Raw genomic sequence first — 19,541 nt, 5'->3', positions numbered from 1 at the left:
AGGACACCCCGACCGAAGTCGTGGCCAAGCTGACCGCGTCTGCCGAAGCGACCGAAGGTGGCACCATCACCTACACCGTGACCCTGACCGGCCCGAATGGCCTGCCGATCAACAACCACGGTGCACTGACCTTCACCCTGGCGGACAAGACCGTGATCAACGTGGCGGCCAACGCCACCACCGGTTCGGTGACTGTTGCGGCGCCGGACAACCCGTACATCGGCCAGACCACCATCACCAACACCCTGGATTCAGTGGGCGGTGCCGGTGCGAGCAGGTTCGAGCAACTGACCCTGGATAAAACCTCGGTCAACACCATCGTCAAGGACGAAGCCGGTGTGGGTACCTCGGGCCCAGGCAACCTGGGAGACGTAACCACCGTCGGCATCACCGGCACCACTTCGTTGACTGAAGGCGAAACCGGTCGCTACACGCTGACCTTGAGCAACCCGTCCAAGGCTGAGGTAACCATCACCCTCAGCTACAGCGGCACCGCCAGGAATGGTGAGGACTTCAACGGTGTCACCACCGTGAAGATCCCGGCCAACAGCAGCGGCACCACGTTCGACATCGCGACCATCGACGACAAGCTGGTCGAGGGAACCGAGAACTTCGTGGTCAAGATCGAGACCGCCACGGGTGGCAACTTCGAGAACCTGCAGGTCGACAGCAGCAAGTCGAGCGTGACCACGGCCATCCTCGATAACGACCACCTGCCAGTCTCAACGGGTGGTGCTGTGACCGGTGTAGAAGACACCGATTACATCTTCAACTGGAGCGATTTCAACGTTACTGATGCCGACGGCAACACCGGCCTGTTCGTGACCATCACCTCTATCCCGGCTGATGGTGCATTGAAGTACTACAACAGCAGCACGGGTACCTGGCAGAACGTTACCGTCGGGCAGGTGGTCAGCCAGGCTGACATCATTGCCAAGAACCTGAAGTTCGTACCGGCCCTCAATCAGTCTGGTGTCGATGGCTACGGTGGCACGGGTATCGGCAATAAGCAGGCTGATTACGCGCAGTTCAAATACAAAGCCAACGACGGCACCAACCTGGGCAGCGAAGTGACCATGAAGGTCGACATCAGCCCGGTTGCGGACCAGCCGACGTTGATCATTGGTAGTACAGATGTTGTATCCAAAGGCCTGACCAAAGAAGTCTGGACCACGCTCAAGAACCTGGGTACTGGCGGTAACGGTATTACCGGCGAAGAGCTGAAGACTGTATTTGCCAACTCCGGCAATGCCAGCTCCAGCGGCACCGTCACCAACGTGCAGTCCGATGGCAGCGTTAACGCGGGTTCAGGTTCGAAAACATCGGGCCTGATCTACCTCGAAGCCGGCAAAACTTACACCTTCAGCGGAATCGCCGATGACAGTCTGGTGGTGACTGTGGGTGGCAATAATGTGGCCTCGGCAACTTGGGGCGCAGGCGGGCAGATTTCCGGTACCTTCACGCCGAAAGCCAGTGGTTACTATCCGATCGAGGTCTACCATGCCAACCAGTCGGGTCCAGGCAGCTATGACCTGAATATCCAGGCAGGTTCGGGTGCTGCTGTCACCGACCTGAGCAGCGGAAACATCCCGCTTTACCAGAGCGTGGCCGAGATGGTCAAAGCCGGCCTCAGCGTATCTGACCTGCACACAGTGAATGGACAGAGCTACTACGATGGCTACAAGCTGAACGAAGGGCCGGAGAATGGCACCGTCAAGCTGGTGGGGATATCCACCAACCTGACCGATACCGACGGTTCCGAAAATTTGGTTGTCAAGCTCAGCGGGATTCCGGCGGGTTCGGTGCTCAGCGATGGTGCTGGCCATACCGTTACCGTCGGTGCGACTGCGGTCGATGTCACCGGCTGGAACCTCGGCGGCCTCAGCATCAAGCCACCAGCGTATTACCATGACGAGTTCGTGGTGAAAGTCACTTCGACTTCCACCGAGAGCGTCGGCGGCAGCAAGGCTGTCAATGAAGACAGCTTCAAAGTGACGGTGCACCCGGACATCTACAATCCGGGCAACCTGACCAGCGACAACGACACGTACACCGGCACCATTAACAGCGACATCATCGTTGCAGACGTCACTGGCCTGCACGTGACGCCTGGTCAGGACTACAACCTGGCATTCATCGTCGACACCTCCGGCAGTATGGAGACCAGCGGTGTCAATGCGGCGCGTAACTCGCTGAAGTCGGTCTTCGAAACGTTGGCCAACAGCGTCAAGGGCGCGCAGTCGGGCACTGTGAACATTCTACTGGTGGACTTCTCTACCCAGGTGAATAGCACGCTTTCGATCCGCCTGGGCGATAGCGGTGCGCTGGATGCGCTGTACAAGGCGCTGAATGCCATGTACGCCGGCGGTTCGACCAACTACGAGGATGCGTTCAAAACTACCGCGAACTGGTTCCAGCAGTTGGTGAATTCGGGGAACACTGGCACTCGCCAGACGTTCTTCATCACTGACGGTGAACCGAACGTCTACCAGAGCGGAGAACGTCCCGATCCGACTTTCTACAACTCCAGTTACACTTTGGACAGCGTACTCAAGTCCATCGACTACAAACTGGGCGACGTAGTGAAAAACAAGATGGTGGGCAACAACAACCGAATCAGTATCGACGCCCAGGGCAATCTGACCGCCGAGTACAAGAACAATAGCGGTTCGTGGCGTAGCGACTCTAACGCCTCAGGTCAATTGCACCCTGAAGGCAACGGTACCTATGAGTTGTCCACCACCACATCCGACTCCTGGTGGTACAGCGGTGCGGCGGCCAACGCTCAGGACAGCTTCCTGATACTGTCCAAGTTGTCCGGCGTCGAAGCGATCGGTCTCAATGGCGCGGTCAATGCAAATGATCTGAAGCCGTACGACTCAGATCAAAAACCGCAGACCAATATCGACCCGAGCAAGTTGGCAGAAGCGATTCTGGGCCACTCCGAGGCAACGGTGCCTGGCAATGACACGGTCAACGGTGGCGATGGCAACGACATCATCTTCGGTGACCTGGTGAGCTTTGGCTCAATCACCGGCAATGGGGTCGAAGCGCTGCAGGCTTATGTGGCAGGCAAATTGGGTACCGGCATTGGTGATGTCGATGGCCGCGTGATGCACAAGTACATCGCCGAGCATTACACCGAGTTCGATATTTCGCGCGACAACGATGGGAATGATTTCCTTAACGGCGGCAATGGCAACGATATCCTCTTCGGCCAAGGTGGTATCGACCGTCTCGACGGTGGAAAAGGCAACGACATCCTGTTGGGCGGCAGTGGTGACGACATCCTCATCGGTGGTCAGGGCGACGACATCCTGATCGGCGGGAGCGGTAAGGACACCTTTGTATGGAAGGCGGGCGATTACGGTAATGATGTAATCAAGGACTTCAAGGCTGCAGAGGGTGATCGTATCGACCTCAAGGACCTGCTTGTCAACGAGAGCGGTAAAACCATCGACAACTACCTGAAGATGAGCTTTGCAGACGGCTCGACCACGCTGCAGATCAGCAGCGAGGGGAAGCTGAACGCTGCGGGCGGCATTGCTAACGCCGATGTCACGATCAAGCTGGAGGGGGTGAACTTGTCGAGCAACACGATCAACTCGTTGATCAGCGGCAGCGATCCGATGATCCGCATCGACAACAAGGACGGCTGATGTGATAGAGGGCTGTGCGTGACAGGCGCGGCCCTTGCCTGCTCAGGCGATCTTTGGAGCGGCGTTGCTAGGGCGTCGGACCGGCGAGGCCGTTCCACAGGGGCCCGCTTCAGCCAGGCGATAGGCACACCGGCTCTTTCCTGCCATCTTCCGACAGCGCATACTCTTGCGCCGGGCCTGCGCGCCCGGCGATCTTTGCCTATGCTGCTGTCTACCAACAAGGAAACAACGTGACGAGGGACACCGCCATGTTCTACGTGCAACGCGACGCCGCGGGCCAGTTGCTGCGGGTAGAAGCAGCCGCTTTTGACCAGTTCACCGAAATGCTCCCCGCTGACCATGCCGACGTCCAGGAATGGTTTGCCGATGACGTCGTGGAAAACAGCCTCAACCAGCTCAAGCAAAGCGATCTGGACATGATCCGCGTACTTGAAGACCTGATCGACGTGCTGACCGCCAAGGGTGTATTCAAGATCACCGACCTGCCCCCAGGTGCCCAGGCCAAGCTGCTCAACCGCTCCACTGCGCGCAAGGCGCTCAGCAGCCTGAACAACCTCATCGATGAAGAAGAGCATGGCGGGCTGATCTGATCCTGGGCTGCTCAAAGCCCAGTGCTATGGTTATTCATTAAAGGTATTTAAAATATCGCTCTTATGACTTTATAGTCACACCACTGCGTACCCGTCGACCAATCGATGCGCCGCACGACTTGAACCCACACGGGAAAACCCCGTGCGTTTCTGATCGTTGCGCGCCATTGAAGTCGCGCACTGCGTGGGAGTGAATAATGTCAGCCGCCTCGAACGCCTTGTCGACCATCGACAGCGCCCAGCCGCAAGTGTTTGAAATCCGCCCGTTCTCTGGTGCCGTAGGCGCCGAGATCATCGGCCTGGACCTGGCCAAACCGGTCAACGCCGAGGATTTTACCCGTATCCATCGCGCCCACCTCGACCACCATGTGCTGGTGTTCCGCGACCAGCGCATCAGCCCGGAACAGCAAATCGCCTTCAGCCGCCGCTTCGGTGAATTGCAGATCCATGTGCTCAAGCAGTTCCTGCTGACCGGCCACCCCGAGATCCTGATCGTTTCCAACATCGTCGAGAATGGCCAGAACATCGGCCTGGGTGATGCCGGCAAGTTCTGGCATTCGGACCTTTCGTACAAGGAACTGCCCAGCCTCGGTTCCATGCTGCATGCCCAGGAGCTACCCAGCGAAGGCGGCGACACCCTGTTCGCCGACATGCACAAAGCCTGGGATGCCGTACCTGACGCCCTGCGCAAAGTCGTCGAAGGCCGCGGTGCCGCTCACTCCTACACCGCCCGCTACGCCGAGACCAAATTCGAAGGTAACTGGCGCCCGACCCTGACGGCCGAGCAACTGGCGCAGGTAAAGGAAGTCATCCACCCGGTGGTCCGCACCCACCCGGAAAACGGCCGCAAAGCGCTGTTCGTCAGTGAAGGCTTCACCACCCGCATCGTCGGCCTGCCAGACGACGAAAGCCGCGACGTGCTGCAACAGCTCTACGCCCTGAGTGTGCTGGAGCAGAACATCTACCGCCACCAATGGCAGCCCCACGACCTGGTGTTCTGGGACAACCGCTCGCTGATCCACCTGGCCGCCGGCTGCCCCGCGCACCTGCGGCGCAAGCTGTACCGCACCACCATCCAGGGCGATGCCCCGTTCTGACGACTGAGGAAAACATCATGCGCAAATCCATCAGCCGCCTGGCGGCAAGTATCGGCCTGGGCGCAAGCCTGGTCGTTGGCAGCCTGGCCGCCCCCGCCGTGGCCCAGGCCGAAGGCAAGATTCGTATTGCCGAGCAGTTCGGCATCGTTTACCTGCTGCTGAACGTGGTGCGTGACCAGCACCTGATCGAAAAACACGGCAAGGAGCAGGGCATCGACATCGAAGTAGACTGGGCGCAGCTGTCGGGTGGTTCGGCCATCAACGACGCACTGCTGTCCGGTTCGGTGGACATCGCCGGCGCTGGCGTCGGCCCGCTGCTGACCGTGTGGGACCGCACCAAGGGCCGGCAGAACGTGAAGGCCGTGGCTTCGCTGGGCAACTTCCCGTACTACCTGGTCAGCAGCAACCCCAACGTGAAGACCATCGCCGACATCACCGACAAAGACCGCATCGCCGTGCCGGCGGTAGGCGTTTCGGTACAGTCGCGGTTCCTGCAGTACGCCGCCGCCCAGCAGTGGGGCGACAAGGAATACAACCGCCTCGACAAGTACACCCTCGCCGTTCCGCACCCGGACGCCACCGCGGCGTTGCTGGCTGGCGGCACCGAGCTGAATGGGCACTTCTCCAACCCGCCGTTCCAGGATCAGGTACTGGCCAACAAGGACGTGCACGTAGTGCTGAACAGCTACGACCTGCTCGGCCCCAACTCGCCGACCTTGCTGTTTGCCACCGAGAAATTCCGCAAGGACAACCCTAAAACCTACAAGGCGTTCGTCGACGCCCTGGCCGAAGCCGCTGACTTTGCCCAGAAAGACAAGGCGGCTGCCGCCGATACCTACATCCGTGTGACCAAGGCCAAGATCGACCGCGACGCGCTGATCAAGCTGATCGACAACCCGCAGTACGAATTCACCGTCACGCCAAAGAACACCTACAAGCTGGCCGATTTTCTCTATCGGGTAGGCGCCATCAAGCACAAGCCGGAATCGTGGAAGGACTACTTCTTCCAGGATGAACGCCCGTTGCAGGGGAGCTGACCGATCATGACCGCCCCATTGCCAGGCCACACGGCCAGCAACCTGAGCCGTGTCGCAACGCCGCCTTTGCTCAAGGTGGAAAACCTCAGCCTCGAGTACCGTACCGCGCAACGCGTGGTGCGGGCCACCCACCAGGTCAGCTTCGAAGTCGACCGTGCCGACCGTTTTGTGCTGCTCGGCCCCTCCGGTTGCGGCAAATCCACTTTGCTTAAAGCCGTGGCCGGTTTCATTCAGCCGCAGGAGGGGCAGATTCTGCTACAGGGCCAGGAGGTCCGCGGCCCAGGCCCCGACCGCATCGTGGTGTTCCAGGAGTTCGACCAGCTGCCGCCGTGGAAAACGGTGAAGCAGAACGTGATGTTCCCGCTGCTGGTGTCTGGCCAGCTCAAGCGTGCCGAAGCTGAAGAACGGGCACTGCATTACCTGGAGAAGGTCGGCCTGGCCGCCTTCGCCGATGCCTATCCCCACACCTTGTCGGGCGGCATGAAGGCACGCGTGGCAATTGCCCGCGCCTTGGCCACGCAGCCAAAGATCCTGCTGATGGATGAGCCGTTCGCCGCTTTGGATGCGCTGACACGGCGAAAGATGCAGGAAGAGCTGTTGCTGTTGTGGGAGGAGGTGCGCTTCACCCTGCTGTTCGTGACCCACTCCATCGAGGAGGCGCTGGTGGTCGGCAACCGCATTTTGCTGCTGTCGCCGCACCCTGGGCGGGTACGTGCCGAAGTACATAGCCACCAGTACGACCTGGGCAGCCTGGGGGGCAGCGACTTCCAAGCCAGCGCCCGGCGTATCCACCGTTTGCTGTTCGACGAGGCGGATGTCCCGGAGCAGCCCGACGACCTTGGCTTCAACGATATCCGCATCGCCTACTGACAGGAGCTACAGCCATGACCACTACACCTGTGCGCCAGGAATACGAGGTGCAGCTGGAGCCCCTGCTCAGTGTGCCGCTGGAACGACAATTGCCATTGGCCCAGCGCCTGTGGCAGCAAGGCTGGTTGCGCAAGGCGGTGATCCTGCTGGTGATCGCCGTGCTGTGGGAGGCCGTCGCCCGTTATCAGGACAACGACTTGCTGTTGCCCAGCTTCCTGCAAACCGCCGCAGCCCTGTGGGACGGCCTGATCAGCGGTGAGCTACCGGCCAAGGTCGGGGTTTCGCTGGTGATCCTGCTCAAGGGCTATGTGCTGGGCATCGTCCTGGCCTTCGGCCTGACCAGCCTGGCGGTGTCGACCCAATTGGGGCGGGACTTGCTGGGCACGTTGACCTCCATGTTCAACCCGCTGCCGGCGATTGCCCTGTTGCCACTGGCCTTGCTGTGGTTCGGGCTGGGCGACAACAGCCTGATCTTCGTGCTGGTGCATTCGGTGCTGTGGGCCTTGGCGCTGAATACCTATGCGGGCTTTCTCGGCGTGTCCGAGACCCTGCGTATGGCTGGCCGGAACTATGGCCTGAAAGGGCTGCGGCTGGTGATGCATATCCTCGTGCCGGCGGCCTTGCCGTCGATTCTTTCTGGGCTGAAGATCGGCTGGGCCTTTGCCTGGCGCACGCTGATCGCTGCCGAACTGGTGTTTGGTGCCAGCAGCGGTAAAGGCGGGTTGGGCTGGTACATCTTCCAGAACCGTAACGAGCTGTACACCGACAAGGTATTTGCCGGGTTGGCAGTGGTGATCCTGATCGGCTTGCTGGTGGAAGGGCTGGTATTCAATACCCTGGAACGGCTGACCGTGCGGCGGTGGGGGATGCAGCGCTGACCTGCACTGGCCCCATCGCCGGCAAGCCAGCTCCCACAGGTACCCCACAAGCCTTGAAACTTGTGGGGTACCTGTGGGAGCTGGCTTGCCGGCGATAGGGCCAGCACAGGCTACAAATTCTGGTACTGCGCAGCCGCATTGCTCAGGATCCTGCCAATCTCTTCGCGTAACCCCGCAGGCTGCTCCACCACCACCCCATCCCCATGGCTCAGCAGCCACCATCGCAACGGCCAGCCATCGCTCACCGTGGCCCGCAACCGGTGTCCGTACTCCAGCGCCGTCAACTGCATGTCGCTGCTCAACGGCGCATCCCGCAGCCGCCGTGCCAAAGCATCGCTGATCCGCGCCACAAACTCTACGCCCTCACCCTTCGCCGGTTGCAATGCATCACCACGCAGGTGCGTCAACAAGTCGAAATTGCCGCGCATCTCGCCCACTGCACTCGCCGACCAGTGCCAACCGAACGGGATGCTCTTGTCATTGCGCTCCAATGGGAAGATCAGCGATAGCTCGTTCAGATCGCGTTCGACCGTGCGCTTGCTTACGCTGAAGCCGACGTCACGCAAGCCCCACACGAGCTCGGCGCTGGTAATGCCCGGGGAGCGGCTGGGCAGTTGGCGTAGCAGCGCCCACTGACGGCTGAGGGTGGCGCGGGTGGTGGCGAACGGCAAAAGTTAACGTCCTTGTCTAGGCTTGCCGCAATAGGATGGCGGCACGCGAGGGGCATGGCAATTGGCCACAGCCTGCTCAGATCAAGGAAGTCGCATTTGGTTGCCTGGTGCCGAATCGTTCGCGACAGGTTTTGACGTGACGTCACGCAAAATCACGCCTCATCACAGCCGAAGGTTGGGGTTGTGCGCCGTTCAATGAGGATGAACATGTCTGCTGCCAGCAATATCCATTCGCTGCTTGCCCGCCTTCTGCCCGAGCGGGTGATCGCTCCACCTGCTCCCGCCGGGCGGCGGCTGCCCGTGTTTGCCGGTGTGGGCTTGCCCAGCCAGCGCTCGCTGCTGGTCAACCGCCTGGATGAGGCCAGCGATTTGCAGGTGGTTTATGCCGACCTGCGCCGCCAGGCGCTGAACGGCAGCGTGGCAGCACTGAATGACCTCGGCTGGATCTGGCTCAACGGCAAGTACTGGCGCGCCGACACCGTGCTGGCTGGGCACCTGTTGCGCATGGCGGCCCTGCAAGGCAATGCCGCCGCCTGGTTCAATCTTGGGCAGCAGCACTACTTTGGCAAAGGCATCGACCCTTCCTACAGCCAGGCGGCGGAGTGTTACCGGCAAGCCTTCGAGCGGGGCATGCTGCACGCGGCTGCGGCATTGGGAGACCTCTATGAGGAGGAGGTGTGCGATGGCGACCAGGATTGGCAGGTCGACCTGGTGCAGGCCTACCAGTGGTTCATGCGCGGGGCTGAGCGCGGTGAGGCTCGGTGCCGTTTCGAGGTGGGTTACCGGTTGATGCATGGGTTGTATGTTGAAGCCGACCTCAAGGCCGCGCTGTACTGGTTGGAGCTGGCGGCAGCGGCGGGGGTGGTGCAGGCGGCTGAGGAACTGGCGGTGCATTTCAGTAGCTGTGACATGGTGCGTTACCAGGAATGGCGAGACCGGGCCGTGCAGATGGGCAGCACATTGGCCCTTACCATGAAGCTGGAAGACCAGATTCAGCCTTGAGTTTTGAGTCGCTTGTGCCGTCCTTTTCGCGGGCACGCCCGTTCCCACAGGAAAACCATAGGCCTCAGAAATTGTGCAGTACCTGTGGGAGCGGGCGTGCCCGCGAAGAGGCCGGCACAGGCAAAAAATGAACAACATTTAACCCAGGCTATCCGTCGCCCCCTGTTGACGACAGGGGGAGGGCAAGGCGTATATTGATAGTTAGCAAACTATGAATATCCTTGGTTCCTTCCATGTCCCTTGATCTCCTGCGCCTGCAAGTCAGCAGTGGCATGGTGGTTGCCGCCCGCCACTGGCGGCGCATCTGCCATACCGCGCTGATCGGTTACGGCATTTCCGAAGCCTGCGCTGCGCCGCTGCTGATGATCGTGCGCCTGGGCGATGGCGTGCATCAGGTAGCCGTTGCCCAGGCCGCCGGCCTGGAAAGCCCATCACTGGTGCGCCTGCTCGACCAGCTGTGTAAAGCCGGCCTGGTATGCCGCAGCGAAGACCCACTGGACCGCCGCGCCAAAGCCCTGAGCCTGACCGCCGAAGGCCGTGCCCTGGCCGAAGCGATCGAAGCCGAACTGGTGCGCCTGCGCCGCGATGTGCTCAATGGAATCGACCAGGCTGACCTGGAAGCCACCTTGCGCGTGCTGCGCGCCTTCGAAGCTGCCGGCCTGGGCAGTGCTGGCGGGGTGGCATGAACGGCTTCTTCAGTTCGGTACCTCCGGCCCGCGACTGGTTCTACGGCGTGCGAACCTTCGGCGCCTCCATGATCGCCTTGTACATCGCGTTGCTCATGCAGTTGCCCCGCCCCTACTGGGCCATGGCCACGGTGTACATCGTCTCCAGCCCGTTCGTCGGCCCGACCAGCTCCAAAGCGCTGTACCGCGCAGTGGGTACGCTGCTGGGGGCCGGTGGGGCGATTTTCCTGGTGCCGCCACTGGTGCAGTCGCCATTGCTGCTGAGCATCGCCATTGCGCTCTGGACTGGCACCCTGCTGTTCCTGTCGTTGAACCTGCGTACGGCCAACAACTACGTGCTGATGCTGGCCGGCTACACCTTGCCGATGATCGCCCTGGCGGTTGTGGATAACCCGCTGGCAGTATTCGACGTGGCGTCTTCCCGTGCCCAGGAAATCTGCCTTGGCATTGTCTGCGCGGCAGTGGTCGGCGCCATTTTCTGGCCGCGCCGGCTGGCCCCCGTGGTGGTCGGCGCCACCGGTAGCTGGTTCACCGAGGCGATCCGCTACAGCGATACCTACCTGGCCCGCGAAGTCAGCGCCGACAAGGTCGGTGGCATGCGCGGGGCGATGGTCGCCACCTTCAACTCGCTGGAGCTGATGATTGGCCAGCTCGGCCACGAAGGCGCCGGCCCGCACACGCTGAAAAACGCCCGCGAGTTACGTGGGCGCATGATTCACCTGCTGCCGGTGATTGACGCCCTCGACGACGCCCTGGTGGCCCTTGAAGGCCGCGCTCCGGCCCAGTTCACCCAGCTTCAGCCAGTGCTGGAAGCGGCCCGCGAATGGCTCAAGGGCACTGCCGAAGGTGCTTCGGTAGCGCGCTGGACCGCGCTGCACGAACAGATCAGCCGCCTTCAGCCCGGCGCGGCCGCTCTCGACCAACGCGCCGACCTGCTGCTTTCCAACGCCTTGTATCGCCTGACCGAGTGGGCTGACCTTTGGCAGGACTGCTGCACCCTGCAACACGCCCTGCGCACCGACGACGCCAAGCCTTGGCGCGCGGTGTACCGCCACTGGCGCCTGGGCCGCCTGACTGCCTTCTTCGACCGCGGCCTGATGCTTTACTCGGTGCTCTCCACCGTACTGGCGATCGTTGTGGCCTGTGGCCTGTGGATCGGCCTGGGCTGGAACGACGGCGCCAGTGCGGTAATCCTCGCCGCTGTGTCGTGCAGCTTCTTTGCCGCCATGGACGACCCGGCGCCGCAGATCTACCGGTTCTTCTTCTGGACGCTGCTGTCGGTCATTTTCTCCAGCCTGTACCTGTTCCTGGTGCTGCCCAACCTGCACGACTTCCCGATGCTGGTGCTGGCCTTTGCCGTGCCGTTCATCTGCGTCGGCACCCTGACCGTGCAGCCGCGCTTCTACCTGGGCACCTTGCTGACCATCGTCAACACCTCGACCTTCATCAGCATCCAGGGCGCTTATGACGCCGACTTTCTCACCTTCCTCAACTCCAACCTGGCCGGCCCCGTGGGCCTGCTGTTCGCGTTCATCTGGACATTGGTCATGCGCCCGTTTGGCGTAGAACTGGCGGCCAAGCGCATGACCCGCTTTGCCTGGCGCGACATCGTCGAAATGACTGCACCCGCCACCCTGGCCGAGCACCGCCAGGTGGGCGTGCAGATGCTCGACCGCCTGATGCAGCACCTGCCGCGCCTGTCGCAAACCGGCCAGGACAGCGGCGTGGCCTTGCGAGACCTGCGCGTGGGGCTGAACCTGCTCGACCTGCTGGCCTACCTGCCGCGTGCCGGCCAGCAGGCCCGCGAACGCCTTGCCACCGTGGTGGAGGAAGTGGGCGCGCACTACGCCGCTTGCCTGCGTGCCGGTGAACGCCTGCACGCCCCGGCCGCGCTATTGCGCAACATGGAGCGTGCGCGGCTGGCGCTGAACCTGGACGAGCTGTACGAGCGCGGCGATGCCCGCACCCACCTGCTGCATGCCCTGAGCGGCCTGCGCCTGGCGCTCTTGCCGGGGGTAGAGGTGATGCTCGAACCCGCCGAACAACCGCAACTGCCCCCCGGCCTCGACGGAGCACCCCTGTGATTGGTGAACTGGATATCAGCGGGGTGTTCCTGCCCACGCTGCTGGTGATGATGTTTGGCACCTACCTGTTGTTCCTGGGGGTGCATGCGGTGCTGGTGCGCCTGCATTTCTACCGTCTGGTCTGGCACCGGGCGTTGTTCAACGTTGCTCTGTATGCCGTGCTGCTTGGCGCGGTGGACCACTTTTGCCGAAACCTGATGCTGCCATGAAAAAACCTTTGCTGACCCTGGGCCGTGTGGTCCTGACCTTGCTGGTAGTGACCTTCGCCGCCGTGCTCGTGTGGCAGATGGTGGTGTACTACATGTTTGCCCCCTGGACCCGCGACGGCCACATCCGCGCCGACGTGATCCAGATCGCCCCCGATGTGTCGGGGCTGATCCAGAAAGTCGAGGTGCGCGACAACCAGACCGTCAAGCGCGGCGACGTGCTGTTTACTATCGACCAGGACCGCTTCACCCTGGCCCTGCGCCAAGCCAAGGCTACCCTCGGCGAGCGCCAGGAAACCCTGGCCCAGGCTTCACGCGAGGCACAGCGCAACCGCAAGCTGGGCAACCTGGTGGCTGCCGAGCAACTGGAAGAAAGCCAGTCCCGCGAGGCCCGCGCCCGCTCGGCTGTGAGTGAGGCCCAGGTGGCGGTCGATACCGCCCAGCTCAACCTCGACCGCTCGGTGGTGCGTAGCCCGGTAGACGGCTACCTCAACGACCGTGCGCCGCGTAATCACGAGTTCGTCACTGCTGGTCGCCCGGTGCTGTCAGTGGTTGATAGCGCTTCGTACCACGTTGATGGTTACTTTGAGGAAACCAAGCTGGGTGGCATTCAGATCGGCGATGCCGTGGACATTCGCGTGATGGGCGACAACACCCGCCTGCGTGGCCACGTGCAGAGTTTTGCCGCCGGCATCGAAGACCGCGACCGCAGCAGCGGCGCCAACCTGCTGCCCAACGTCAACCCGGCGTTCAGCTGGGTGCGCCTGGCCCAACGTATTCCGGTGCGCATCGCCTTCGATGAAGTACCGCAGGACTTCCGCATGATCGCCGGGCGTACCGCCACGGTGTCCATCATCGAGGGCCAGCACCCATGAAACAGCTGATCCTGGCCGGCCTGTGCCTGTCGTTGGGGGCCTGCATGATGGTGGGCCCCGACTATGAGGTGCCGAAGGACGCGGCAGTACAACGCAGCGACCTCAACGGCCCGCTGCGCCAGGATGCCGACAGCGTGGTCTCGGCGCCGGTCCCCGAGGACTGGTGGCAGCTGTATCAGGATCAACGGCTGAATGAACTGGTGCGCCAGGCCCTGAGTGCCAACACCGAGCTGCGCGTGGCCGCCGCCAATATCGCCAAGGCCCGTGCCCAGGTCGAAGTGGCCGAATCGCAGGGTGGCTTCAACGGTGGCGTCAAGCTTGGTGCCCAGCGCCTGCAAGAGGCTGGCCAGGCATTCCTGCTGCCCGAGAAGGTGCCAGTGGCCAACATTGGTGAAGCCATCATCAGCGCTTCTTACCAGTTCGACCTGTGGGGCACCTTCAAGCGCGGCACCGAGGCCGCCAAGGCCAATGCCGATGCGGTGCAGGCGGCTGCCGATACCGCGCGCATCACCTTGGTGGCAGACGTGGTCAAGGCCTATACCCAAGTGTGCTCGGCCAACGAGGAATACCACATCGCCCGCGAATCGCTCGACTTGCAGGAGCAGAGCGTAAAGCTCAACCAGCGCCTGCGTGATGCCGGCCGTGGCGATGAAACCCAGGTCACCCGCTCGCAGACCCAGTTCAAATCGTTGCGTGCCGAACTGCCACGCTTCAAGGCCGAGCGTGAAACCGGCATGTACACCCTGGCTGCGTTGCTGGCCAAGCCGGTTGACCAGCTGCCTGCCGGCACCGCCGATTGTGCCGAGCTGCCGCACCTGAGCCAGCTGGTCCCGGTAGGTGACGGCGCTGCCTTGCTCAAGCGCCGCCCGGACGTGCGCCAGGCCGAGCGTCAGCTGGCTGCGGCCACTGCCTACATAGGTGTCGCTACCGGCGCGTTGTACCCGGATATCAGCATCGGTGCCCAGGTGGGTACCATCGGTATCGTCGACGACCTTGGCGATCCGTCGACCAACCGCTGGGGTTTCGGCCCGCAGATCAGCTGGAGCATTCCCACCAACGGCACCCGCGCCCGCATTCGCATGGCCGAGGCCTCGACCCAGGCAGCCCTGGCCAGCTTCGACGGGGTTGTGCTGAACGCCGTCCGCGAAACCCAGACCCGCCTGGCGCAATACAGCGCCCTGCTGGACCGGCGTGATGCGCTGGCCGAGGCGGAGAAGTCGGCCAAGGAAGCGGCAGACCAGACCCACCGCTATTACCAGGCGGGGCGGGAGTCGTTCCTGGCGGACTTGCAGGCGACGCGCACTTATACCGATATGCGCGCCCAACTGGCGGCGGCCAATAGTCAGGTAGCTTTGGGGCAGATTGGGGTGTTCCTTGCGTTGGGTGGGGGGTGGAAGGACACTGGCAAGCCTTAAGGCCCAATCGCCGGCAAGCCAGCTCCCACAGGTTCTCCACTGCCCTCGAGCACTGTGATTGTCCTGTGGCAGCTGGTTTGCCAGCGATAGGCTCTGACAGGTCAGCAGCATCTGCAAGGCAGATGAGGACCCTGTGGGAGCTGGCTTGCCGGCGATAGGGCCCTCACAGGCAGCATCCGGTCAGAGCCAGATCGCATCCCAATGTGGATAATCCCCAGTCCTCGCAACCAGACCCGCCCGCTTGGGGTTCATGACGATATACCGCGCCACATCCTGCACATCCTCCTCACGCCGCACGGCCCGGTCATGAAACCCCTTCTGCCAGAGCTGGCCGCTTCGCCCTCGATGCCTGTTAATCATCATGGTGCTGCGGGACCTCACCCTGCGCATCAGCCGCTTTAGGCTGGCCGGCCCAAGCTCGACCAACCAGTGGAAATGGTCAGGCATCACCACCCAGGCAAGCGATCGGGCGATACCTTCCTCTTCAGCCTGGCGGAACTCGGCCACAAGCAAGCGGGCTGAGCGAAAGTCATTGAAGATTGGGGCTCTTTCAAGTGTGGTGCTGGTAAGCAGATACAACCGACTGGTTTCCGAAAACCGGCCAAGCCGTAGCAGCTTTGAATGGGGACGATCCATGTTCCCTGCCTCCTGAATAGTTGCTCAACAGGCTAGTGGGTGTGGACATACCCGCGGTGAATCATTTGGTACCCGGTGTTTCCTGTGACATCGGTGCCGCCTTCTTCGCCGGCAAGCCAGCTCCCACAGGTCCAGCACTGGGCCTGGGGACAGCGCGATACCTGTGGGAGCTGGCTTGCCGGCGATGAGGCCCTGACAGGCAATACAAGACAGCTCCCACAGAGATCGCATCCGGTCGTTGCCCAGGACGCTCCGCTCCATCTTATTTGTACCAAGATTTTTCATGAAATCCGCCCAGCACCCTTGAGGGAAGCAAAGTGGAAGTGAACAATGTTCTCTTTCGCATTCCCTTCGAGACTGGCCATGAAAACCTGTTCCCGTCTGCTTGCCTGGCTGCCGGCTTTATTGCTCGGCCCGGTGCTGGCGCTGTGCAGCACTGCGGCATTGGCCGAAGCACCCGCCGAGGCTACCAAGGCCCTGCACCTGCTGGATTACATTGGTGCCGACTACCCGCCGACCGTGCAGGACGGCAAGGTGATCGACGATGGTGAATACCGCGAGCAGCAGGAATTCAGCACAGTACTGGCCGAACTGGTCAAAGGTCTGCCCGCCAATACCGAGCAAGCTGCCCTGGAACAGGGCATTCAGGCGCTGCGCCAGGCAATCGACCAGCGCCATGAGGGCGCGGCTGTTGCCAAGCAGGCCCGCCAGCTGGGCGCGCGTCTGGCCGTGGCTTACGAGGTCAGCCAGGCCCCGGTGATTACCCCGGACCCGGCCCGCGGTGCTGCCCTTTATGCGCAAAACTGCTCGATCTGCCACGGCGACACCGGCGCAGGCGATGGCCCGGCGGGCGTTGGGTTGGAGCCTGCCCCGGCCAACCTGCGTGATGCCGCGCGCCTTGACCAGTTGAGCCTGTTCGACCTCTACAACACCCTGGCACTGGGCATCGACAACACCGAGATGCCATCGTTTGCCGACGAGCTGGACGACCGCCAGCGTTGGGATGTGGCCGCCTACATCGCCAGCTTCTCGGCCAATCCGCAGGCCGGCAAAGGCGACAAGACCTGGAATATCGCCGACCTGGCTCGCCAGACACCCGCGGAAGTGGCTGCCAACGAGGGGGCAGGGGCCTTGGAGGCGTTCCGCGCCCAGCGTGCCCAGCCTCCGCAGGTCAAGCGCGGCCCGGCGCAATTGCTCGAATACACCGCCAGCACCCTGGACAAGAGCCTGGCGGCCTACCGCGCAGGGGACCACGACCAAGCCTACGACCTGTCGGTAGCGGCCTACCTGGAAGGCTTTGAGCTGGTGGAAAGCTCGCTGGACAACATTGACACCCAGGTGCGCAAGGACACCGAGAAATCCCTGATGGCCTACCGCCAATCGTTGCAGGACGGGTTGCCTGTGGCCCAGGCCGAGCAGCGGTTGGCCGAGGCCAAGGCAAAGCTCGACCAGGCCGCGAAGCTGTTGGGCAGCGATGGCCTGAGCTGGTCGCTGAGCTTTATCTCCGGCTTGCTGATCCTTCTGCGAGAAGGCCTTGAGGCGATTCTGGTGCTGGCCGCAATCCTGGCCTTCCTGCGCAACACCGGGCAGCAGTCGGCGGTGCGTAGCGTGAATATCGGCTGGGCCCTGGCGCTGGTTGCCGGCTTTGCCACCTGGGCGCTGGCGGCATATGTGATCGATGTAGGCGGCGCTCAACGGGAACTGTTGGAAGGGTGCACTGCATTGTTTGCCGCAGTGATGGTGCTGTGGCTCGGCGTGTGGATGCACGACCGCCGCCACGCCGCTGCGTGGCAGAACTACATCAAGAGCAGCCTGGTCAGCGGTGGCGGGCGATTCGGCTTCGCCTTGCTGGCATTCTTCTCGGTATACCGCGAACTGTTCGAGGTGATCCTGTTCTACGAAACCCTGTGGCTGCAGGCAGGCCCTGCCGGGCACCAGGCGGTGCTGGCGGGTGGCGCCACGGCACTGGTGTTGTTGGTAGGGTTGGCCTGGGTGATCCTGCGTGGCTCGGCCAAGCTGCCGCTTTCGCTGTTCTTCAGCATCAACGCCGCGCTGCTGTGTGCGCTGTCGGTGGTGTTCGCCGGGCATGGTGTGAAGGCGCTGCAAGAAGCCGGGGTGCTGGGTACGCGGCCGGTGACGTTCTTCGAGTTCGACTGGCTGGGGATTCATGCCGACGCCTACTCGCTGTCGGCGCAGGCTGTGGCCTTGCTGGCCATCATGTTCCTGTACGGGCGCTCGTGGCTGGCAGAGAAGCGCAGGGCAGCGGCTAACTGAAAGGGGCCGCGCTGCGGCCCATCGCCGGCAAGCCAGCTCCCACACCGACCGCATCGATTTCAAACCATGTGCAGTAACTGTGGGAGCTGGCTTGCCGGCGATGGGCTGCAAGGCAGCCCCATGCAATCTCGGATCAGGCCGGTTGTGGCGCCTTGAGAATGTTCTGCAGCAGCTGGACACTTTCTACGGCGTCATGACCCAGGCTGGTCAGATAGCCGCCATCAGGTTGATCGGTCAGCCCTTTTTCATGCAGGCGTTGCGCAGCCGCGACCAGGGCCGGGGCGGCGGTGCTGGTTATCTTGATGCCTTCCTGGCTGCTGTCGTGTTTGAACAGCGCGAGTACTTCCAGTTCGTCGATCAGATCGGGGGTAAAAGGCATGGCAGCTCCTGACTTCCAGACAAGGATGGCGGCACCGTCAACGGTGCCTGACCTTCGAGTGTAGTCGGGTTATTCGTCCTCGCCTTGATCCATCTCAGGCGGCAGCTCCGGCAGCGCTCTCAGGGCGTTCTCGTACCACTCACGGTCGAACTCGCGGTCTTCCTTCAGCATGTTGTCAACCTCGAAGGCCAGCACATGGGCCATCAGGTTGAGAATGTCTTCACGCTCGTAGCCGACCAACGTCAGCTTGTTGAAAGTGGCCTTGGCCGCGGCCGGATCGCCGCTCTCAATCTGGTTCTCGATAGCCTGGGTCAGCGTCGCCTCGGCGAAGGCTTCGTCGTCGTCATTGTCGATGTCGGTGGGCTCGCTCATGGCGGTACTCCTGTTGTGGGACACACAGTGTGCCATGCCCGTGGCGGCAATGCCCGGGCATTGACGGGGTGCATGACGCTGGTCAGGGGCGGGCGATGGGTCTATAAAAGCCGAGCCAACCCCTTACGGCCTGGAGGCTGTTACCTCATGCTCAAGCTTTACGGATTCTCGGTCAGCAACTACTACAACATGGTCAAGCTGGCCTTGTTGGAAAAAGGCCTGCCCTTCGAGGAAGTCGCATTCTATGGCGGCCAGGCGCCACAGGCGCTGGCAGTGAGCCCACGCGGCAAGGTGCCAGTGCTTGAAACCGAACACGGTTTCCTCAGCGAAACCAGTGTGATCCTCGACTATATCGAGCAGACCCAGGGCGGCAAGGCACTGCTACCGGCCGATCCGTTCGGCCAGGCCAAGGTGCGTGAGCTGCTCAAGGAAATCGAGCTGTACATCGAGCTGCCGGCGCGTACCTGCTATGCCGAGTCGTTCTTCGGCATGTCGGTTGAGCCGCTGGTCAAGGAGAAGGCCCGGGCCGATTTGCTGGCCGGTTTTGCCACCCTCAAGCGCAACGGGCGTTTTGCGCCGTTTGTAGCGGGGGAGCAGCTGACGCTGGCAGACCTGATGTTCTGCTTCTCGGTCGATCTGGCCTACGCGGTGGGCAAGAAGGTGCTCAACATCGACTTCCTGGCGGACTTCCCGCAGGCCAAGGCGTTGCTGCAGCTGATGGGCGATAACCCGCACATGGCGCGGATCGTGGCAGACAAGGAGGCGTCGATGCCGGCCTTCATGGAGATGATTCGCAGCGGCAAGCGCTAA

At 62.2% G+C, this 19,541-nt stretch carries 18 protein-coding genes; 14 read left to right on the top strand and 4 right to left on the bottom strand.

What is annotated here, in order from left to right:
- The 6 genes from ACFY9W_RS09180 to ACFY9W_RS09155 all read left to right on the top strand — a co-directional run.
- Window positions 1-3,659 (top strand): immunoglobulin-like domain-containing protein (locus ACFY9W_RS09180; RefSeq protein WP_391128707.1); only part of this gene is annotated, 3,659 nt, incomplete at its 5' end.
- A 248-nt stretch (window positions 3,660-3,907) separates the two neighbouring features.
- Entirely contained in the window at window positions 3,908-4,249 is a 342-nt protein-coding gene (locus tag ACFY9W_RS09175) for a tryptophan synthase subunit beta (RefSeq protein ID WP_391128716.1), read from the top strand.
- A 197-nt stretch (window positions 4,250-4,446) separates the two neighbouring features.
- A complete protein-coding gene (locus tag ACFY9W_RS09170) occupies window positions 4,447-5,346 on the top strand; it encodes a TauD/TfdA family dioxygenase (RefSeq protein WP_391128704.1) in 900 nt (299 codons plus the stop codon).
- 17 nt (window positions 5,347-5,363) lie between these two features.
- Window positions 5,364-6,383, top strand: coding sequence for an ABC transporter substrate-binding protein (locus ACFY9W_RS09165; protein ID WP_391128702.1), 1,020 nt, complete (start codon window positions 5,364-5,366; stop codon window positions 6,381-6,383).
- A 6-nt stretch (window positions 6,384-6,389) separates the two neighbouring features.
- The gene (locus ACFY9W_RS09160) at window positions 6,390-7,253 is read left to right on the top strand and encodes an ATP-binding cassette domain-containing protein (protein WP_391128699.1); all 864 of its coding nucleotides are present in this window, start codon (window positions 6,390-6,392) and stop codon (window positions 7,251-7,253) included.
- A gap of 14 nt (window positions 7,254-7,267) precedes the next feature.
- Entirely contained in the window at window positions 7,268-8,131 is an 864-nt protein-coding gene (locus tag ACFY9W_RS09155; protein WP_391128695.1) for an ABC transporter permease subunit, read from the top strand.
- A gap of 110 nt (window positions 8,132-8,241) precedes the next feature.
- On the opposite strand, the gene ACFY9W_RS09150 is transcribed toward ACFY9W_RS09155, so the two are convergent.
- Complete coding sequence (locus tag ACFY9W_RS09150; RefSeq protein ID WP_391128692.1) at window positions 8,242-8,802, bottom strand: WYL domain-containing protein; 561 nt, start codon at window positions 8,800-8,802, stop codon at window positions 8,242-8,244.
- A 207-nt stretch (window positions 8,803-9,009) separates the two neighbouring features.
- Between ACFY9W_RS09150 and ACFY9W_RS09145 the strand changes: the two genes are divergently transcribed.
- The 6 genes from ACFY9W_RS09145 (at window position 9,010) to ACFY9W_RS09120 (ending at window position 15,070) form a co-directional block, all read left to right on the top strand.
- Window positions 9,010-9,804 carry a tetratricopeptide repeat protein gene (locus tag ACFY9W_RS09145; RefSeq protein WP_391128689.1) on the top strand — a complete coding sequence of 265 codons (795 nt, stop codon included), beginning with the start codon at window positions 9,010-9,012 and terminating at the stop codon, window positions 9,802-9,804.
- A gap of 233 nt (window positions 9,805-10,037) precedes the next feature.
- Complete coding sequence (locus ACFY9W_RS09140; RefSeq protein WP_300027358.1) at window positions 10,038-10,490, top strand: MarR family winged helix-turn-helix transcriptional regulator; 453 nt, start codon at window positions 10,038-10,040, stop codon at window positions 10,488-10,490.
- On the top strand, window positions 10,487-12,574 hold the full coding sequence (locus ACFY9W_RS09135; protein WP_391128685.1) for an FUSC family protein: 2,088 nt from the start codon (window positions 10,487-10,489) through the stop codon (window positions 12,572-12,574). The genes ACFY9W_RS09140 and ACFY9W_RS09135 overlap by 4 nt, the downstream gene beginning before the upstream one ends.
- Window positions 12,571-12,783, top strand: a complete 213-nt coding sequence (locus tag ACFY9W_RS09130) for a DUF1656 domain-containing protein (RefSeq protein ID WP_003255905.1) — start codon at window positions 12,571-12,573, stop codon at window positions 12,781-12,783. The genes ACFY9W_RS09135 and ACFY9W_RS09130 overlap by 4 nt, the downstream gene beginning before the upstream one ends.
- A complete protein-coding gene (locus tag ACFY9W_RS09125) occupies window positions 12,780-13,655 on the top strand; it encodes an efflux RND transporter periplasmic adaptor subunit (RefSeq protein WP_391128681.1) in 876 nt (291 codons plus the stop codon). Before ACFY9W_RS09130 ends, ACFY9W_RS09125 begins: the two co-directional genes overlap by 4 nt.
- Entirely contained in the window at window positions 13,652-15,070 is a 1,419-nt protein-coding gene (locus ACFY9W_RS09120; RefSeq protein ID WP_391128678.1) for an efflux transporter outer membrane subunit, read from the top strand. The genes ACFY9W_RS09125 and ACFY9W_RS09120 overlap by 4 nt, the downstream gene beginning before the upstream one ends.
- Window positions 15,071-15,250: 180 nt before the next feature.
- Here the strand turns inward: ACFY9W_RS09120 and ACFY9W_RS09115 are convergent, their stop codons facing one another.
- Complete coding sequence (locus tag ACFY9W_RS09115) at window positions 15,251-15,706, bottom strand: REP-associated tyrosine transposase (RefSeq protein ID WP_391128675.1); 456 nt, start codon at window positions 15,704-15,706, stop codon at window positions 15,251-15,253.
- A gap of 330 nt (window positions 15,707-16,036) precedes the next feature.
- On the opposite strand from ACFY9W_RS09115, the gene ACFY9W_RS09110 reads away from it, so the two are divergent.
- Window positions 16,037-17,980 (top strand): FTR1 family protein, encoded by a 1,944-nt coding sequence (locus ACFY9W_RS09110; RefSeq protein ID WP_391128672.1) that lies wholly within the window; start codon window positions 16,037-16,039, stop codon window positions 17,978-17,980.
- A gap of 133 nt (window positions 17,981-18,113) precedes the next feature.
- On the opposite strand, the gene ACFY9W_RS09105 is transcribed toward ACFY9W_RS09110, so the two are convergent.
- Window positions 18,114-18,359: a TIGR02647 family protein gene (locus ACFY9W_RS09105; protein ID WP_391128669.1), complete on the bottom strand. Its 246-nt coding sequence runs from the start codon at window positions 18,357-18,359 to the stop codon at window positions 18,114-18,116.
- Window positions 18,360-18,428: 69 nt separating this feature from the next.
- Window positions 18,429-18,731: a hypothetical protein gene (locus ACFY9W_RS09100; protein WP_391128666.1), complete on the bottom strand. Its 303-nt coding sequence runs from the start codon at window positions 18,729-18,731 to the stop codon at window positions 18,429-18,431.
- Window positions 18,732-18,878: 147 nt separating this feature from the next.
- On the opposite strand from ACFY9W_RS09100, the gene ACFY9W_RS09095 reads away from it, so the two are divergent.
- Window positions 18,879-19,541 (top strand): glutathione S-transferase N-terminal domain-containing protein, encoded by a 663-nt coding sequence (locus tag ACFY9W_RS09095; RefSeq protein ID WP_391128663.1) that lies wholly within the window; start codon window positions 18,879-18,881, stop codon window positions 19,539-19,541.

Origin of the sequence: Pseudomonas sp. NPDC008258 (genome assembly GCF_042956345.1) — a bacterium.
GTDB lineage: Bacteria > Pseudomonadota > Gammaproteobacteria > Pseudomonadales > Pseudomonadaceae > Aquipseudomonas.
This window is presented reverse-complemented; position numbering and strand designations above follow the sequence as displayed.

Excerpts from the sequence above, each read along its gene's own strand:
- ACFY9W_RS09175 (WP_391128716.1), top strand. The coding sequence starts at position 3,908 with ATGTTCTACGTGCAACGCGACGCCGCGGGCCAGTTGCTGCGGGTAGAA.
- ACFY9W_RS09170 (WP_391128704.1), top strand. The coding sequence starts at position 4,447 with ATGTCAGCCGCCTCGAACGCCTTGTCGACCATCGACAGCGCCCAGCCG.
- ACFY9W_RS09165 (WP_391128702.1), top strand. The coding sequence starts at position 5,364 with ATGCGCAAATCCATCAGCCGCCTGGCGGCAAGTATCGGCCTGGGCGCA.
- ACFY9W_RS09160 (WP_391128699.1), top strand. The coding sequence starts at position 6,390 with ATGACCGCCCCATTGCCAGGCCACACGGCCAGCAACCTGAGCCGTGTC.
- ACFY9W_RS09155 (WP_391128695.1), top strand. The coding sequence starts at position 7,268 with ATGACCACTACACCTGTGCGCCAGGAATACGAGGTGCAGCTGGAGCCC.
- ACFY9W_RS09145 (WP_391128689.1), top strand. The coding sequence starts at position 9,010 with ATGTCTGCTGCCAGCAATATCCATTCGCTGCTTGCCCGCCTTCTGCCC.
- ACFY9W_RS09140 (WP_300027358.1), top strand. The coding sequence starts at position 10,038 with ATGTCCCTTGATCTCCTGCGCCTGCAAGTCAGCAGTGGCATGGTGGTT.
- ACFY9W_RS09135 (WP_391128685.1), top strand. The coding sequence starts at position 10,487 with ATGAACGGCTTCTTCAGTTCGGTACCTCCGGCCCGCGACTGGTTCTAC.
- ACFY9W_RS09125 (WP_391128681.1), top strand. The coding sequence starts at position 12,780 with ATGAAAAAACCTTTGCTGACCCTGGGCCGTGTGGTCCTGACCTTGCTG.
- ACFY9W_RS09120 (WP_391128678.1), top strand. The coding sequence starts at position 13,652 with ATGAAACAGCTGATCCTGGCCGGCCTGTGCCTGTCGTTGGGGGCCTGC.
- ACFY9W_RS09115 (WP_391128675.1), bottom strand. The coding sequence starts at position 15,706 with ATGGATCGTCCCCATTCAAAGCTGCTACGGCTTGGCCGGTTTTCGGAA.
- ACFY9W_RS09110 (WP_391128672.1), top strand. The coding sequence starts at position 16,037 with ATGTTCTCTTTCGCATTCCCTTCGAGACTGGCCATGAAAACCTGTTCC.
- ACFY9W_RS09105 (WP_391128669.1), bottom strand. The coding sequence starts at position 18,359 with ATGCCTTTTACCCCCGATCTGATCGACGAACTGGAAGTACTCGCGCTG.
- ACFY9W_RS09100 (WP_391128666.1), bottom strand. The coding sequence starts at position 18,731 with ATGAGCGAGCCCACCGACATCGACAATGACGACGACGAAGCCTTCGCC.
- ACFY9W_RS09095 (WP_391128663.1), top strand. The coding sequence starts at position 18,879 with ATGCTCAAGCTTTACGGATTCTCGGTCAGCAACTACTACAACATGGTC.